At 59.0% G+C, this 15,015-nt stretch carries 15 protein-coding genes and 2 pseudogenes; 9 read left to right on the top strand and 8 right to left on the bottom strand.

What is annotated here, in order from left to right; all coding sequences use genetic code 11:
* The first annotated feature begins 1 nt into the window (after nt 1).
* Nucleotides 2-664, top strand: coding sequence for a response regulator (locus ACYAR8_RS00635; protein ID WP_074883636.1), 663 nt, complete (start codon nt 2-4; stop codon nt 662-664).
* On the top strand, nt 661-2,037 hold the full coding sequence (locus tag ACYAR8_RS00640) for an ATP-binding protein (protein ID WP_463578748.1): 1,377 nt from the start codon (nt 661-663) through the stop codon (nt 2,035-2,037). Before ACYAR8_RS00635 ends, ACYAR8_RS00640 begins: the two co-directional genes overlap by 4 nt.
* Nucleotides 2,038-2,161: 124 nt before the next feature.
* Here the strand turns inward: ACYAR8_RS00640 and ACYAR8_RS00645 are convergent, their stop codons facing one another.
* Nucleotides 2,162-2,404 (bottom strand): hypothetical protein, encoded by a 243-nt coding sequence (locus ACYAR8_RS00645; protein ID WP_463578749.1) that lies wholly within the window; start codon nt 2,402-2,404, stop codon nt 2,162-2,164.
* Nucleotides 2,405-2,415: 11 nt separating this feature from the next.
* Here ACYAR8_RS00645 and ACYAR8_RS00650 point away from each other — a divergent pair.
* Nucleotides 2,416-2,931 (top strand): annotated as a pseudogene (locus tag ACYAR8_RS00650) (YoaK family protein); the annotation flags it as partial.
* Between the two features lie 155 nt (nt 2,932-3,086).
* Here the strand turns inward: ACYAR8_RS00650 and ACYAR8_RS00655 are convergent.
* From ACYAR8_RS00655 to ACYAR8_RS00665, 3 genes are read right to left on the bottom strand one after another with little or no spacing between them, the layout of a single operon-like run.
* Nucleotides 3,087-4,124, bottom strand: a complete 1,038-nt coding sequence (locus ACYAR8_RS00655; RefSeq protein WP_463578750.1) for a hypothetical protein — start codon at nt 4,122-4,124, stop codon at nt 3,087-3,089.
* Entirely contained in the window at nt 4,121-6,040 is a 1,920-nt protein-coding gene (locus tag ACYAR8_RS00660) for a hypothetical protein (protein WP_463578751.1), read from the bottom strand. Before ACYAR8_RS00660 ends, ACYAR8_RS00655 begins: the two co-directional genes overlap by 4 nt.
* A complete protein-coding gene (locus ACYAR8_RS00665; protein WP_083398684.1) occupies nt 6,040-6,933 on the bottom strand; it encodes an SH3 domain-containing protein in 894 nt (297 codons plus the stop codon). The genes ACYAR8_RS00660 and ACYAR8_RS00665 overlap by 1 nt, the downstream gene beginning before the upstream one ends.
* Nucleotides 6,934-7,219: 286 nt before the next feature.
* On the opposite strand from ACYAR8_RS00665, the gene ACYAR8_RS00670 reads away from it, so the two are divergent.
* From ACYAR8_RS00670 to ACYAR8_RS00685, 4 genes are read left to right on the top strand one after another with little or no spacing between them, the layout of a single operon-like run.
* Nucleotides 7,220-7,495, top strand: coding sequence for a metal/formaldehyde-sensitive transcriptional repressor (locus ACYAR8_RS00670; protein WP_074883663.1), 276 nt, complete (start codon nt 7,220-7,222; stop codon nt 7,493-7,495).
* 20 nt (nt 7,496-7,515) lie between these two features.
* Nucleotides 7,516-8,457 carry a CDF family Co(II)/Ni(II) efflux transporter DmeF gene (gene dmeF / locus ACYAR8_RS00675; protein ID WP_463578752.1) on the top strand — a complete coding sequence of 314 codons (942 nt, stop codon included), beginning with the start codon at nt 7,516-7,518 and terminating at the stop codon, nt 8,455-8,457.
* A 35-nt stretch (nt 8,458-8,492) separates the two neighbouring features.
* On the top strand, nt 8,493-8,849 hold the full coding sequence (locus ACYAR8_RS00680; protein WP_463578753.1) for a hypothetical protein: 357 nt from the start codon (nt 8,493-8,495) through the stop codon (nt 8,847-8,849).
* A gap of 2 nt (nt 8,850-8,851) precedes the next feature.
* Nucleotides 8,852-9,073, top strand: a complete 222-nt coding sequence (locus ACYAR8_RS00685) for a DUF1289 domain-containing protein (protein WP_463578754.1) — start codon at nt 8,852-8,854, stop codon at nt 9,071-9,073.
* Here the strand turns inward: ACYAR8_RS00685 and ACYAR8_RS00690 are convergent.
* The 3 genes and pseudogenes from ACYAR8_RS00690 to ACYAR8_RS00700 all read right to left on the bottom strand — a co-directional run.
* Nucleotides 9,036-9,221 (bottom strand): annotated as a pseudogene (locus ACYAR8_RS00690) (methyl-accepting chemotaxis protein); the annotation flags it as partial. The gene ACYAR8_RS00685 and the pseudogene ACYAR8_RS00690 overlap by 38 nt on opposite strands.
* Nucleotides 9,222-9,463: 242 nt before the next feature.
* Nucleotides 9,464-11,044, bottom strand: coding sequence for a sensor domain-containing diguanylate cyclase (locus ACYAR8_RS00695; RefSeq protein WP_083398685.1), 1,581 nt, complete (start codon nt 11,042-11,044; stop codon nt 9,464-9,466).
* A gap of 114 nt (nt 11,045-11,158) precedes the next feature.
* Nucleotides 11,159-12,256, bottom strand: coding sequence for an oxidoreductase (locus tag ACYAR8_RS00700; RefSeq protein WP_463578755.1), 1,098 nt, complete (start codon nt 12,254-12,256; stop codon nt 11,159-11,161).
* A gap of 127 nt (nt 12,257-12,383) precedes the next feature.
* Between ACYAR8_RS00700 and ACYAR8_RS00705 the strand changes: the two genes are divergently transcribed.
* Entirely contained in the window at nt 12,384-13,262 is an 879-nt protein-coding gene (locus ACYAR8_RS00705; RefSeq protein ID WP_463578756.1) for a LysR family transcriptional regulator, read from the top strand.
* Nucleotides 13,263-13,401: 139 nt separating this feature from the next.
* Nucleotides 13,402-13,911: a YkgB family protein gene (locus ACYAR8_RS00710; protein WP_463578757.1), complete on the top strand. Its 510-nt coding sequence runs from the start codon at nt 13,402-13,404 to the stop codon at nt 13,909-13,911.
* A 43-nt stretch (nt 13,912-13,954) separates the two neighbouring features.
* Here ACYAR8_RS00710 and ACYAR8_RS00715 read toward each other — a convergent pair whose 3' ends face one another.
* Nucleotides 13,955-14,800: an AraC family transcriptional regulator gene (locus tag ACYAR8_RS00715; RefSeq protein WP_463578975.1), complete on the bottom strand. Its 846-nt coding sequence runs from the start codon at nt 14,798-14,800 to the stop codon at nt 13,955-13,957.
* Between the last annotated feature and the right edge of the window lie 215 nt (nt 14,801-15,015).

The raw sequence follows: 15,015 nt of genomic DNA on the forward strand, positions 1-15,015 counted from the left end.
CATGCGTTTGCTGTTGGTGGAAGACGATGTTGCCCTCGGTGAGGGCATTCATCAGGCGTTGACTCGCGAAGGCTACACGGTGGACTGGGTGAAAGATGGCGCCAGCGCCCTCCATGCGCTGTTGAGCGAAGTGTTCGATCTGGCCATTCTCGATCTCGGCTTGCCCAGGCTGGACGGCCTGGCGGTGTTGCGGCGCCTGCGTGAAAGTGGCTCGGCCCTGCCGGTGCTGATCCTGACGGCACGGGACGCCACCGAGGACCGCATCGCCGGCCTCGATGCGGGGGCCGACGATTACCTGATAAAGCCCTTCGACCTGTCCGAACTCAAGGCCCGCCTGCGGGCGTTGTTGCGCCGCAGTGCCGGGCGCGCGCGGGTCATGATCGAGCACGCGGGCATCCGCCTGGACCCGACCACCCAGCAAGTCACTTACAAAGCTGAACCCGTCGCCCTTACCCCCAAGGAATACCAGCTGTTGTACGAACTGCTCTCGCCACCGGGCCGGGTGATGACCCGCGAACGCTTGATGCAGTTGTTGTACGGCTGGAACGAAGAAGCAGAGAGCAACACCCTCGAAGTGCACATCCATCACCTGCGCAAGAAGTTTTCCAGCGAGCTGATTCGCACGGTGCGCGGCGTCGGCTACCTGGTGGAGGATCGCCCGTGACGTCGATCCGCCGCCGCACCCTGACCCTGATCCTCGGACTGGTGTTGATCGGGCTGCTGATCCTGACGCTGGTCAACCTCCATGACAGCAACCACGAAATCGCCGAAGTCTATGACGCGCAACTCGCCACCAATGCCAGGTTGCTGCAGGGCGTCATGCGCATGCCCCTGGCGCGGCAAGAGCACGCGCAGCTGTACCAGGCGTTCAATCAGGCATTGGCTCAGGCCGAACCGCGAGTCGACGGCCACCCCTACGAGAGCAAAATCGCCTTTCAGGTCTGGGACCTTCAAGGCCGGCTGCTGGTGCATACCCCCAGCGCGCCGAGCCTGACCCGTGCACCTCAGTACACCGGCTTCAGCGACATCAATGACCTCGGCAAACATGAGTGGCGCACCTTTGTGCTCAGGGATGAGCAGCACGACTTGCTGATCTGGGTCGGCGAGCGCGACGACGTGCGCTCGGACCTGGTCAACCGCATCGTCCGTCACACCGTGATCCCCAACCTGATCGGCAGCCTGCTGCTGATGGGCGCGATCTGGCTGGCCATTGGCTGGGGACTCAAGCCGCTGGCCGATCTGGCCGCCACGCTGCGCGGTCGTCATCCGGGCTCCCTCGAACCCTTGCAACTGGCCCCGCTGCCCAGCGAGCTGGAGCCCATGCAAGCGGCCCTGAACAGACTGCTCGGACAGATTCAGGAGGTGCTGAGCCGTGAGCGGCGCTTCATCGCCGACGCCGCCCATGAAATGCGCACGCCCCTGGCGGTGCTGCGGGTGCATGCGCAAAACGTGCTGGAGGCACACGACGAGGCGCAGCGCAACGAGTCCCTGAGTTACCTCATCGTCGGCGTTGACCGCACGACGCGGCTGGTCAATCAGCTGCTGACCGTGGCGCGGATGGAACCCGGTGCAGGCCCCGTTGTGACCCGCAATGCCGATCTCGTTGCGGCCGTGCGCGACAGCCTGGTGCAAATGACGCCGTGGGTACTGAGCCGGGGGCTGGAATTGGTGTTCGACTGCGATGAGCCTTCCCTGACGGTACGAACGGACTTCGCCGCCATCGACATCGCCCTGCAAAACCTGGTGACCAATGCGGTCAACTTTTCGCCTTCAGGCGGTCAGGTGATGGTCACTCTGAGCTTGAGACACCCCTATTTCGAACTAAGCGTTGCCGACGAGGGGCCGGGCATCGACGAGGCCGAGCGGGAGCGCCTGTTCGAGCGCTTTTACAGCCGCGGCAACGATCAGGGCGTCGGGCTGGGCCTGACCATCGTGCAAACCATTGCACGGCGCCTGGGCGGGGAAATCATCATGGAGAACCGTCCCGGGAAAGGCTTGCGCGCGACACTATGTGCGCCAGCGAACAGACAGCCCTGAGAAAGCGTACTCACACTGTCGTGGTCTGAACGCTTCGTTCACCAGGGCACATCAGTGCCGGCGCTCCGCTGCGCACACTGCCCAATACGGTGCGTTCGCCGGGGTGCAAGTCATTTCAGGGAAACTAATGACGAGCACATGGACACGCACCAAACAGGCGATCTCCCGGGTCAGGCTTGCGGGTCGGGCCGGGCCCCATCCAAAGCTTGCGTTCGCCTACGAACGGCTGCTGCGCGCCGAACTCTTCAACGCCGACCAGATGGCCAGCCACGGAATTGACCTGGCCACCCGGCATCAGCTCGGTGCAGTGAACACGCGGGATTTCCTGCTGGGCAGGCTGGACGACAACGAAGCGTTGCTCAAACAAAGCTGCAGCGCGCCCTGCTGTCTTTCATGGCAGGCGCCGCCTGTTCGGCCATCATGGTCAACTACTCCCGCCGCAGACGCCTGCACAGCGCCTTCGCCCTGCCTCTGTTGTTCGAGGCGTTTTTGCTCCTGTGCTTCGGTTTTCTGGGTCCCAGGCTGGCGGCAGTGGACGGACTGATCGTCTCCCTCACCGTCATGCTGCTGTGCTTCATCATGGGCCTGCAAAATGCCTTGATCACCAAGGTGTCCAAGGCCGAAATCAGAACGACCCACGTCACGGGCATCATCACTGATATCGGTATTGAACTCGGCAAGCTCTTCTATTGGAACGGCTCCACACCGCCCGGGCAACCACGCGTGCTGGCGAACCGGGGGCGCCTGAAACTATTGACCGCGCTGGCCTTGAGCTTTTTCGCCGGCGGTGTAGTGGGTGCGTACGGCTTTAAGCACGTGGGGTACACCGCTACCGTGGCCCTCTCCCTGGTGCTTGGCGTGCTGGCGGTCGTGCCTGCGCTGGACGATGTGCGCCGCTATGTCCGCCGTGCAGGGCGCGGGTGACTTGTCGACAGAGGTTCGGAGAGCATCGACATGCCACGCGAAGCACCCGAACGGTTGCCAACAACTTCTACAAGTGAGTACGCACGTCGTCCTGATCAAATAAAACAGTGCCAGTCTCGCCGAACCTACAGCGAGCTCACCTCCGGATTCAACCGCTCAAGCACCTGCCTGCTATTGCCGCCGCCGAACAGACTCATCAGGTCCATGACCCGGACCGGGTCTTTGGGGTCGACGCTCAGCTGGATGCCGTCGTTTTTGCCTTTGAACAGTTTAACCATCAGTTCGCAGCCATCACTGAGCATCGGGGCTTTTACCCGCATCCCGCTTTCACAGTTTTTCTGCCAGCTATCCAGGCTTTTCTCGAACCAGGCCTGGCGCTGTTTGTCCGCGCTGCCGGCAGTCGGGTCCAAAGGCGTGGCGTAGCGTTGTTCGAGCAATGCGCTACGTTTGACCATGCCCTTGTCCTTGAAACTGACGTTCAATTCGCTCAATTCAGCTCGGGCGAATGCGGCCTGCATGCCTTGTGCTGCACCGCCGAGCAATCCATAGACGGCCATTTCACCACCGCGCTGCAAGTCGGTGATCGTACGGTGAAGGTCCTTGACGTTATCCATGCGATAGCTGGCGCTGAAGGTGAACAGGTCTGGCATGTCCACAAAGGTTTCACCCGTGGCAAGAGTGGCATCGTCATCCAGGTCCAGGAACAGCATGAGGTCGAACGGTTTGAGCTCGCTGCGGCCGCTGCTTAATAACGGGCCAAAATTATTCATGCCCCTTGAACCACCGCCCATCCCTATCAGGCCGGCCATTCCGCCCAGGTCCTGCAAGCTTTGCAAAGAGCTGTTGGAAGCCTGTATGCCGCTGGCTTCGATGCGCACACGACTGCGGCTATCATTGTTGATCAGGTCGGTCACGATGACTTTATCGGCGCGCAGACCGCCCGCCTTGCCCTCTCCAAACTCGACACCTTTGATCACGACCTTGCCACCAAAGGGTGAGGAACTTACGGACGCCCAGCTGACGGTGCCATTGAGATGGTTGTCATACACGAAGTCATCCAGACGCTTCTGTGCCTGTTTGCTGGCATAGGCGCACAAGCCAAAGTAGCCCGCGGCGAGTATCGCCACAGCCGCAGCGGGGATAAGCAGTTTCTTCTGGATCATTGCACATCCCCCTGAATGTTCCGGTCAGGCCAGGCCTGCTTGAATACCTGGCGCGCCGCGTCGGGCGTCCAGCTGTCGTCACCCAATTGCATGCGCATTATTTTCAGTGGATCACGCAAATCTGTGCAGCCGTCTTCGGTGCAGGCCTGGAGGTACGTGACTGCCACGAGTGTCAACGGCAGGTCTTCGCTGTCTCGCTTGACCGGGTCCACAGTGACCTCGCCTTTGGCCAGGAACCAGCCTTTCTCAGGCTTCAGGTTGGGGCCAACAATATTCAGTTGGGATTCGTAGGGATAATCGGTTTCCCAGCGCTCATCCGTCTTGCCGACTATGTGCACGATCTGGCTGTAAGCGGCTTTGCCGCCGGCCACCAGCCGCGCATAGCTTCCCCCGGAAGTGGGCGCGTAGCTGACGTCGGACAGCAGTCGAGAGCGGATGTGGTTAGCGTCGCTGCTCTCGCTCTTCAACTGGGCAAATTGTTGAAGCTGGGTCTGGGCCTGATAGCCGGCTTGCTCAAGTTTCCTCTGCTCTTCGTACTGGCGCTGACGGTCGGCCACGCGTTTTTCTTCGGCGACCTGCGCTTCATGCCTGAACAGGTAGTTGTTGGCGTTTTGTGGGTTGAATTGCCAGCTTTTGGTGTTCCAGTTGCGGCTTATGCTGATCTCATAGAACCAGCTGTCGCGGTCATTCTTGAACAGGCCTTGGGGTACATCCCGAACGCCGATGAAGCTGACGTTCTGGGTTTTTGGCTGGATCTGGTCCAAGGCGCCCAAGGCGGTGAATACAGTGGTTTTAATGGTTTCAAGCTGGCGAAAAAGCTCTTGGTTTTCGGTCAGAGCCACCAACGCCGGGCTGCGAGTATCCCAATAGCCACTCCAGCTGTAAGACGCTCGCAGCAAGTAATGTATGCCGCTGGCCGGGTCGCTGGTGAGCAGCATCAGGGCGTTTTTCTGGTTATCAAATCCTACGATCGGGAGTTGCGGCGCTTGTTTGTTGAAAGGGATGCCTTGATGAAAACTGCCCTCATATTCTTTCAGTTTCACGCCGTCTGCGCGCAGCAACACCACTCCCCCCTCACCGGCAGCGTAGCCGTCGGAACCGCAGGTTACACCGGTGGATTTTGCACTCACGAAGCGAGTGTCACCGTCCGGCTTGTAGGTGGTACGAAACAGGCAACCGTTCTGATCCTTGAGCTCGAAGAAAAAGGACGCGGCCTTGATCGCATCGGCCTCGCTCGGCGGTGTCCAGCCAGATACCGCAAAAGCCGGCGACACGGGAGTGATCGTTTTGGGCGCAGGTGACTGCGCAACGGGCGCCGACTCAGGCGGTTGTGGAACTGCAGCAACGGGTGCAGGAACAGGTGGCGGGACTGGGTCTGCAGCCACAATGGGTGCAGGAGCAGGCGGTGGTACGGGATCTGCAGCCATAGCGGGGACAGGAACAGCAGCAGGCGGCGGGGCTGGATCCGCCGCCGGTGCAGGAACAGGCGGCACAGGTGCCGGCCTTGGCTCGGAGACAGGCGCAGCGGCAACCTCGGCTACCGGCCCGGCCGGCACGTCGGCCACGACGACATGGCTGGACCATTCCTCCGCCTTGGCAGCCACCCCAGTGGCAGCCGGCTGGCCTTGGGCGTTGTAGCTTTTCCAGGTCACGGTGGCAGCACTCGGGCACTGGCTGACAAGCAGACCGCCGAGTTTGGGCAGCAGGCGCGCCACCGCCTCGTTGTCCGGTTTGCCTGCGAAGGCAAAACGCAGCGCCAGGGGATTTGTGCACCACGGCTGATTGTCGGCATGGTCCACGAATACCTCGACGTTCTCGCCCTTGGAAAAGGCCAGCCGGTAGGCAGCAGCATGGGCATTCGGACACACGGCAAGGGCCAATAGGGTCAGTGGCAACAGTTTGCTTACGCTTTTCATCAAATCAGTTCCCAAGCGCCGTCACCCGCCTGGCAGGCCTTGACGGTTTGCTTCTCGGCCTGACTGTCCTTGGCTTTCACGTCGTAGGTGATGGTGCGACAGGTGGTTTGCGCGGTCAGTTTGTCTTCCACCGGTTTGGCATCGATGGCGTCAAGGTCGACGCCTTGTTTCGCCGCGCTGGCAGTGTCGAGGTTGTCCAGGTCAGTGGCGCTGTCGCCGGAGCCTTGGGTGGCAGCACTGCTGGCAACCGACATGGGCTTGGGCGCAACGGCTTCCACCAGTGGGGCATACACGTAGCCAACGGTCACGCCACGGCGGCCAACCATGATCCAGTCATTGTGGGTGCGGCCCATGGCGGTGAACGTCGAACTCGGCGGTAACCCACCCACTTTTTCGGCGCTGCTGTCCGGGGCGCTACGCAAGTTGGCCGACTTGATGGTGCGGTAGGGTTTATTGATCACGGTCATGTCGGTGACCGGCTGGATCTTCGGCAGGCGTTTTACCGCGACCTGCCGCGACTGCGTTTCGGTACTGACCGGGGTGATCTGCGCGCTGCTGCCGCTGTGGTTGGACTGCCAGGTAGCGGCCTGGCCGTCCTGGTTTCTATTGAGTACTTGCTGGGTTTGTGCAGCGAGGGCAAGACGGTCGGTTTCATCCATCTTCGCGCCGATGGTTTTGCCTAATAAGGCGCCGGCCAGGCCACCGATCAACATCGCTGCGGTTCGCCCCCCTCCCGCGCCGATGCGGCTACCAATCAGTACGCCAGCGGCGCCGCCGAGTACGGTGCCAATGTTTTCCTTGTTAGCCCAGTCGGTACCCGACGTGGCGCAACCGGATGAAAAACCAATGCTCAAAACGAGCAACGCGGCAGTGGTCTTTTTTGCCAAACCCATCGCACAGTCCTCTGGAGTTAAGGAGAGATATGCAGGAATGAGTCAGCACGATGTAATCGTTGGTCGGCCTTCATCCCTGAAGAAGTGCGCGGATTACACACAAATTTGAAAAGAGTCACAACCGTTTTTATGGCTGACAGGCGGTTCTGGGGAATAACGGTGGCCTGCAGCTGGAGCAGGAGCCTTTACAACTGCATCAACCAACCGTTGCCCGTTGCCAGGCAACCCTTGCATAGGTATAGGGGGTACCCCTATGCTGCGCTCCGTCTAGCCAAGGGTGTATCCGATGGGCCATATCGCAGCAAACAAAAACGATCTTCTCAAGCGGGTCAAACGCATCGCCGGACAACTCCAGGCCGTCGAACGTGCATTGGAGTCGGATCTCGACTGCGCCAAAACGCTGCACCTTGTTGCCGCCACGCGCGGGGCCCTCAACGGCTTGATGGAGGAAATCATTGAAGACCATGCGCGCGCGCATGTTGCGGATCCTGGTCTCAGCGAAGATGAGCGCAGCAAAGGTGTCGAAGAGCTTCTTGAAGCCATTCGTCGTTATTCCAAGTGAACACATCCAGGCACTCGCTGATGAAAAGCACCCACGTTAACTACCTGCACGATCACGTGTTCCTTGGCTCGGCGCACGATGAGAATGCCAGGCGTACGCTTTGGGTAGTGGCTCTGACGGTGGTCATGATGGTGGCCGAAATCACCGCCGGGTATGTCACGGGCTCGATGGCGTTACTGGCCGATGGTTTTCACATGGCCACCCATGCCGGCGCATTGGGCATCGCGGCGGCGGCCTATGGATACGCCAAACGCAACGCATCCAGTCAGCGCTACAGTTTTGGAACAGGAAAGGTAGGAGATCTGGGCGGATTCGCGTCGGCGCTGATTCTCGGTATGGTTTCCCTGGGGATCGGCGTTGAGTCGGTGATGCGTCTCTTGCAGCCAACCGACGTTCAGTTCGGCACCGCTACCCTCATCGCGATTGCCGGGTTGATTGTCAACATCGTCAGCGCCCTTTTGCTGGGCCATGGGCACAGTCATGGACACGATCATGACCACGACCACGACCAGGAGGGTCATGGCCATCACCATGCCCACCATGGCAACGACAACAATTTAAGATCGGCCTATGTCCACGTCCTCGCAGATGCGCTGACTTCGGTGCTGGCCATCGCTGCACTGCTCGCCGGTCGCTATCTGGGCTGGGTGTGGCTGGATCCGGCCATGGGCATCGTCGGCGCCATCGTTATCGCGCGGTGGGCATGGACCTTGATGGGCGTCACCGCAGGTGTATTGCTCGATCAGACTGACGCGCACGTTGCCGAGGAGATCCGCCAGTTGGTTGAAGAACCGGGAGACGCCACCATCACCGACCTGCACGTCTGGCGGGTTGGACCCCAGGCCCATGCGGCCATCGTCAGCGTGCTTGGCGCAGCCACTGCGAACGCCGACAGCATTCGTGAACGTCTGCAGCCGGTCCATGAAGTCAGGCATCTGACGGTCGAATTTCGGCCAGCCTGATGTAATGCCCCAGCCCTACTCCAAAGGAAATTGCGATGCCACCCGGCAAACGTGAACTGGCGCGAATCGAACGCCGGTTAATAGCCGCGCTGACCGAAGCGTGCGAAACAGCGAAAGGTGAAATCAAAGGCTTCACCTGGCTGACCCACATGGCTGACCTCGACGCGTTGGCTGAAACCCTGAAGGTGGTCTGGGTGTTCGAAACCCTCGCGGACAGAACGCTCGCTCAAGTTGAAGCGAAGGCGCGCATTTTCGAGCTGACGGCCAGCGCGTTGAATGACGCCGGCATCGACCTGAAACTCTCCGATCGCAATGTCCGCCTCGACTCTGAGGAGGAATGCCAGCGCACTCACAGTGGCAACTGGCAACAGCGACTGGTTAAGGGGGGCTGACGGTGGCCAAAGAAATCGAAAACCCCTGCATCTCTGTGTGCCACCTCAGGGGTGATCTGTGTGTGAGTTGTGGCCGGGCCAAGGACGACATCAGAAAGTGGAAACGCATGAAGCGGCCTGAAAAAATGGCGGCGGTGCAAAGGGCGAGTGTGCGTTTGAAGGCGCTGAAACAGGCAACGCCCTTAGTCACACAACAAACCGGCTTACCAACTGGTTCAGGTTGACCGCCAGTTTTGACATTTCACCGCACGCACTCGCCGTCTGGCTGGCGCCCGCCGCGCTCTGCGTTGCCAGCTCGCGAATACTGACCAGATTGCGATCAACCTCGCGCGCAACATGCGACTGCTCCTCAGAGGCGGTGGCGATCAAGAGGACTGACCGCAACCGCTATGTCACCGTGCCTCATCAACGGTTCGAGAAGAACAAGGTGATTGGAATAGACAACGGCACTGTTTTTTACCGGCGTATAAAGCGAGCGCTTTTCATCACTCTCTGGAAAAGACTCACGGTTCGCCAGCGGATCGGTGAATCCCTAGCGATAGCCCGCGAGTTTTAAGGTGAATACGAGATTCCTGCTTTTCGTCAGTGGCTTATAGATTCAACACGCTATCGACTCAGGGTTGGAAACTTGAAGCATCCCGCCGGGAAGCGATCAAGTTGACAGGGAAGCTGTCATTGACTGGCAGTTGCCCCTCAACACGATTTCGGCCTTTGGTTTTAGCGCGATACAGAAGTCGGTCTGCCTCTTCCAGTGCGGCTTTATAACCCTCTTTTCCAAGCGTGTTGATCGCCACGACACCGGAGCTGATGGTGACGTTGCCCAGCGGGCTGGTGGCGTGGGCTATGCGCGCGTTTTCAATGGCCGACCTGACCTTTTCGGCAATGATTAGCGCACCCGCTAAATGTGTTTCAGGCAGCAGGATCACAAACTCTTCACCGCCATACCTTGCCGCCAAATCGCCGGCCCTGTTGATACAGGCCCCGATAATGCCTGCCACCTCGCTCAGGCAGTCGTCCCCCTGAATATGGCCGTAGCGGTCGTTGTATTGTTTGAACCAGTCGATATCCAACAAAATAATGGCGATGAATGAGTTATTGCGATTGGCACGGCCCCATTCCCGTTGCAGGGTCGCGTCGAAACAGCGGCGATTGGCCAGATGCGTCAGGCTGTCGGTCTGGGCAATGACCTCCAGCTCGGTCCTGGCGGTGTTCAGGTCGTTTTCCGCCGTGATGAGGTGCTGGATTTGCCGGTACAACAGGAAGCCCAGCAAAACCAGCGCGAAGATAATCAGAGCGATCGCGGCCATTGACCGGTACGCATAGTCCCACCAAGGCGCGAACACATGCTCGCATGACACGCCAGCGGCGGCGACGATGGGTAATCCGGCCACACGCCGGTAGGCATAGATCCTTTCCACTCCATCCACGACGGACTTGATCAAAGCGTTACCGCTGTCGCTGTAAGGTAGATAAAGGGTGAAAAGATCACCTTTGGCCACATTGGTCGTCATCAGAGCGGTCAGCGTCGGTCGTCGAGCCAGCAGGTCGCCATTGCTCAGGGCAAGGAAAATAACGCCCTTTTCGTCCACGTCCATACGCTTGAAAAATGCCTGGAAATAAGCAACCGGCACCGTCGCCAACGCCACACCTGCAAAGGTACCGTCGGCGGCATTGATACGACGGCTGATAGGGATGACCATGTCTCCCGTGCTGCGACTCTCGACAATGGAGCCAATGTGGATGGACGCATCGGGATTGTCGCGGTGATAGGTGAAGTACGCGCGGTCGCCGTTGTTCAGCGGTGTGCCCTGGGACAAGGAATTGGCGACCCAGTTGCCTTGCGCGTCGTAAATGAATAGCCCCTGGATGCCATCCACGTTCACCACAGCCCGAGCCATCAGCTTCTCGAGTCGAACTTGCTGATCACCATCAACGCCATCGTGCTCCACGCGCTCGACCAGATCGCGCAGCGTGTTGTCTGCTTGTCGTATTGTGTCTTGAGCGAGCTGTTCGGCAGCAAGGACGATATTGGAAACTGAAATTTTGGCAGTAGCGATGCGTTCATTGCGCGACTGATTGATTTGCCAGGCGGTAGCCAGAATCAACGACAGACACACTAAAGCAATGAAACCAATCAGTGCTTTGGTCAGCATTGAAGGGGCAAGCCTGGTCGAGGTTAGGTACAGCGGCTTCATGGGCGCGTCATCAAATTGGCTTGTGCACGCTCTATGCAGCTATCGTACCGTTACGAGCGACTCCGAGTGGATATCCAGAAACGTGCTCGCCAGCGCACTGGATTGTTGGTTTTGCTAAGCCAGCTCACTGTCTTTGATGTTTGCGATAGGCCCTAGCAGTGAGAAGTCAAACTCCTTCAAAGGCTGATTCATCATCAGACGGTTCGGGTAATCAGGATTAGCCAGCGCTCCTTTACCCAGCGCAACGATGTCAGCGCCATCAATGAGAACTTGCTCGGCATGCTGAGGGTTCTCCAGCCCGCCATTGGCGACGATGGCGACCCCTGGAGCATAACGACGAGCCAGGCTGACGAGGCTGGGGCCGCTCTCGCTGAAGGCAGGCTCCCACGCTTTGTGTTCTGTGACATGAATGTACTGGATACCTGCGTCTTCCAGAGATCCAAAAATGGTCTCGGCGGCGGCTTCGCCTTCAGCCCATTTGTGGGCGTAATCGTTGACCTTGCCCTGTGAGATTCGAACACCCACGGGAGCCTCCCCAACAACTGCTCTTACGGCCTTGATCACCTCCAGCGTAAGGGCAACGCGATTGCGCACGCTTGCGCCCCAGCGGTCTGTTCGCTGGTTCGTATAGTCAGTGAGGAATTGATCGAGCAGATAGCCGTTGGCGCCATGAATTTCCACACCGTCGAACCCTGCGCTTGCGACTGCCAGTCTCGCGGCATTGGCGAACCCTTGAATCGCATCGGCGATGTATTCATCGGTCATCACCCTTGGCACGGCGTATTGGCCCTCGCCATAGTAGAACTTCATCTGCTCACCAACAGGACGTATGGCAGAAGGGCCGACGGTCTCGCTCAGGAAACGGTTTCCCTGACTCAAGGCTCCTGCGTGCATCAGTTGCGCGATGATCAGACCTTGATGACGATGTATCCGATTGGTAACGGCTCGCCAGGCCAAGGCTTGTTCAGCATCAGTGATTCCAGGTTGAAACCGATAGCCTTGAGCGAATTTTTGGTCGGTGTAAATCCCTTCAGTGATCACCAGCCCAAAACCGCCTTTGGCGAAGCGTTCGTAGTATCGTCCCATCGCCTCCGAGGCACTGCCATGTTCAGTTGCGCTGACGCGAGTCATCGGTGCAACCGCGAGCCGGTTCTTTAACTTCAGCTCGCCGATGTCGAAAGTGTCCAGGATCTGCTTGCTGGGCGTGTTCATTTGATTAAACCTTCGTTGGCCAGAGATTCATTTCCACGGCCTTATGGTGGGTGACGATATCCCTGATCCGGTGAAGGTATAAGACGGCCAGGGAGATAAGGCGGCGTAACGCTAAGAGATATAATCGATGCAGATTCAGGATGTTGAAGTGTTCGCTGCCGTGGCAACCGCCAGCAGCCTGTCAGGGGCCGCGAGACGACTTGGACTGTCAGCGATGACAGTGTCCCGACGACTAGCCTCTCTGGAAAAGGAATTAGGGGTGCGGCTTGTTCACAGAACGACCCGCTCTGCGTCCCTCACGCCCGAGGGAGAGGTACTGTTACCGTTCGCCAGAAGCATGCTGGAGGCTGACGAGGCAGCGCGGGCCACATTGAAAGCCAATGCCGGGGCGGCAAGCGGCCTACTGAGAGTCACCGCTCCCACCGTGTTCGGCCAGGAAATGATCATGCCGGTGATCCCCCGGCTGCTCGCAGAAAACCCGGCACTGCAGGTTGACCTGACACTCTCCGATCGCATCGTAGACATCGTGGGCCTGGGTATCGACGTCGCTATCCGCATCGCGACACTCAGCGATTCCGGGTTGGTTGCCCGCGCGCTTGCTCCAAACCCACGGGTCATCTGCGCAAGCCCTGGATATCTCGCCAGGCAGGGTACGCCTAGCCACCTTGAAGACCTTAAGCGTCATCAATGCATTGGCCTGCATGGCATGCCGTATTGGCCGTTCGTCCATCAGGGAGAAGAGGTCTCCATCCGTGCCGAGGCATCGTTCTCGGCCAATAGTGTCGAGTCCGTCAGAGCGGCCAGCAAACTGGGACTGGGCCTGGCCATGCTGACTTACTGGGACGTGCGCACCGCGCTCGCGGAGGGCAGTCTGGTTCTCGTCGAGCTGGAAGATGTGGTGCCTGAACAACTTTCCATAACGGCCGTGCTTCCTACTCGTCAGTACGTACCCAACCGCGTGGGCGTACTTCTTGAACATCTTGAACGGGCTCTTAAGTCTGGATGACTCAAGACGATCTGCACCGAATGCAATACGTTCAAACCCCACGAGCGTGCCAGCAAAGGCAACACTGTTTCTAGTCCCGGCGCACACCGCGCAGGTCTGCTAGTCAGCGTTCCTCTTCACACTCCTGGAAGCATTGATCATGAAAACCTACAGTATCGAGAACCACGAAACCAACAACGCACAAATCCCTTCAACGCCTGGGTTCAAGATCATGGCGCTTGGTATCCATGGGGCCTATTTTGCGCTCGCCGTCATTTACTTCTGGTTCGGCGGAATGAAGTTCACGCACTACGAAGCGGTCGGGCTGGTTCCGCTGGTCAGCAACAGCCCGTTTCTGGGCTGGATTTATGGCATTTTCAGCGTCGACACCTTCTCGAGTCTGCTTGGCGTTCTGGAGGTGTCCATCGGTGCACTCATTGCGGGCCGCCTGCTGTCACCCAAGCTGTCATTGATAGGGGGTGCGCTGTCTGCCGGGCTGTTTTTTACCACCTTGAGCTTCATGTTCTCGACCCCCGGCGTGATCGAGCCCGGCCTTGGCTTCCCCGCTATTTCTGTCGCGCCAGGCCAGTTTCTACTCAAAGATATCGGCCTGCTTGCCGCCTCGGTTTTCGTGGCCGGCCATTCGCTGATGGCGCTGGAACGCCGATGAGCCGATGATTGCCCCCGGGATGGCCTGAAGCGGTTCATTGCTGTCAGGTCATCGCCCCATCTTTTACGCCCGCCACCCCGTTGATCCAGTCCCGAGGACTGTAGCCAGTCTTGCGTCGAAACGCGCGAGCAAGTGCAGACGGACTTTCATAACCGACCTCGGCAGCAATCAGAGTGATGGACCGGCCTTCTCGAAGACGCTTCTGCGCCAGGCTGATACGCCAGCTCAATATATAATCGGCGGGCGTCTGCCCGATGGTTGCCCGGAAGTGCACTGCGTAGGCCGCGCGGGACATGTTCGACTCACTCGCCAGTCCCGCAATGGACCACGCCAGATGAGGGGCGTTGTGAATCTGCAAAAGAGAGCGCGACAACCTCGGATCGGCCAGACCCGCGATCATCCCGGTATGCAACTGGTGGTGATCAAGCAGATGTCGAAACAGCAGGATGACCAGCAACTCGAACAACCGATCCAGCGCTGCCTCCCTGCCGCAATGCGAGCCCGCTGCCTCGCTGAACATCCATTTCAGCGTATCGGCCAGCATGGGTAATTCATCCAGGGGCAGCACCAGGCAATCGGGTAATGAAGCCGACAGCGGATTATCGACCCCACCCTCAAACGCCATTGATGCACACAACAACCGGGCGCCCTCGGACTCACCGGCAAACAGTTGATGCCGACTTGGACGCGGCATAAAAATCAGGCTGGGCCGGATCAACAGCAAGTTCTTACGATCGGGCCCCAGCAAGGTAACGCTGCCAGCCTCCAGCAGGTGGATATAGCCAGATCCTTCTGCGCCGTCATAAGACGCCAGACCGCACAGCTTGCCGCTGTAAAACAAGTTCGCACGCACGCCGAACTGCGATAGCAAGGTAGACAAGCGGTCCATGGGCAATCCCTTGGCAGGTAATACAGGTTCGAATCATAACACCCGAGCCATACGCCCTATTGTGGCTCCAGGCACTCAGCGTCCTTGCGAAGCAGGTGGACTTCAGTCACCAGCACAGGCCGAGCAGGAATGTGGATCACTGGGTTCAGGAGACTGAGTGACAGCTGTGGGTCGGCGCCTGTGGCCGCCCTCCCCCAGCGAACCGATAACCCGCC

The organism is Pseudomonas sp. HP_01 (assembly GCF_055284355.1).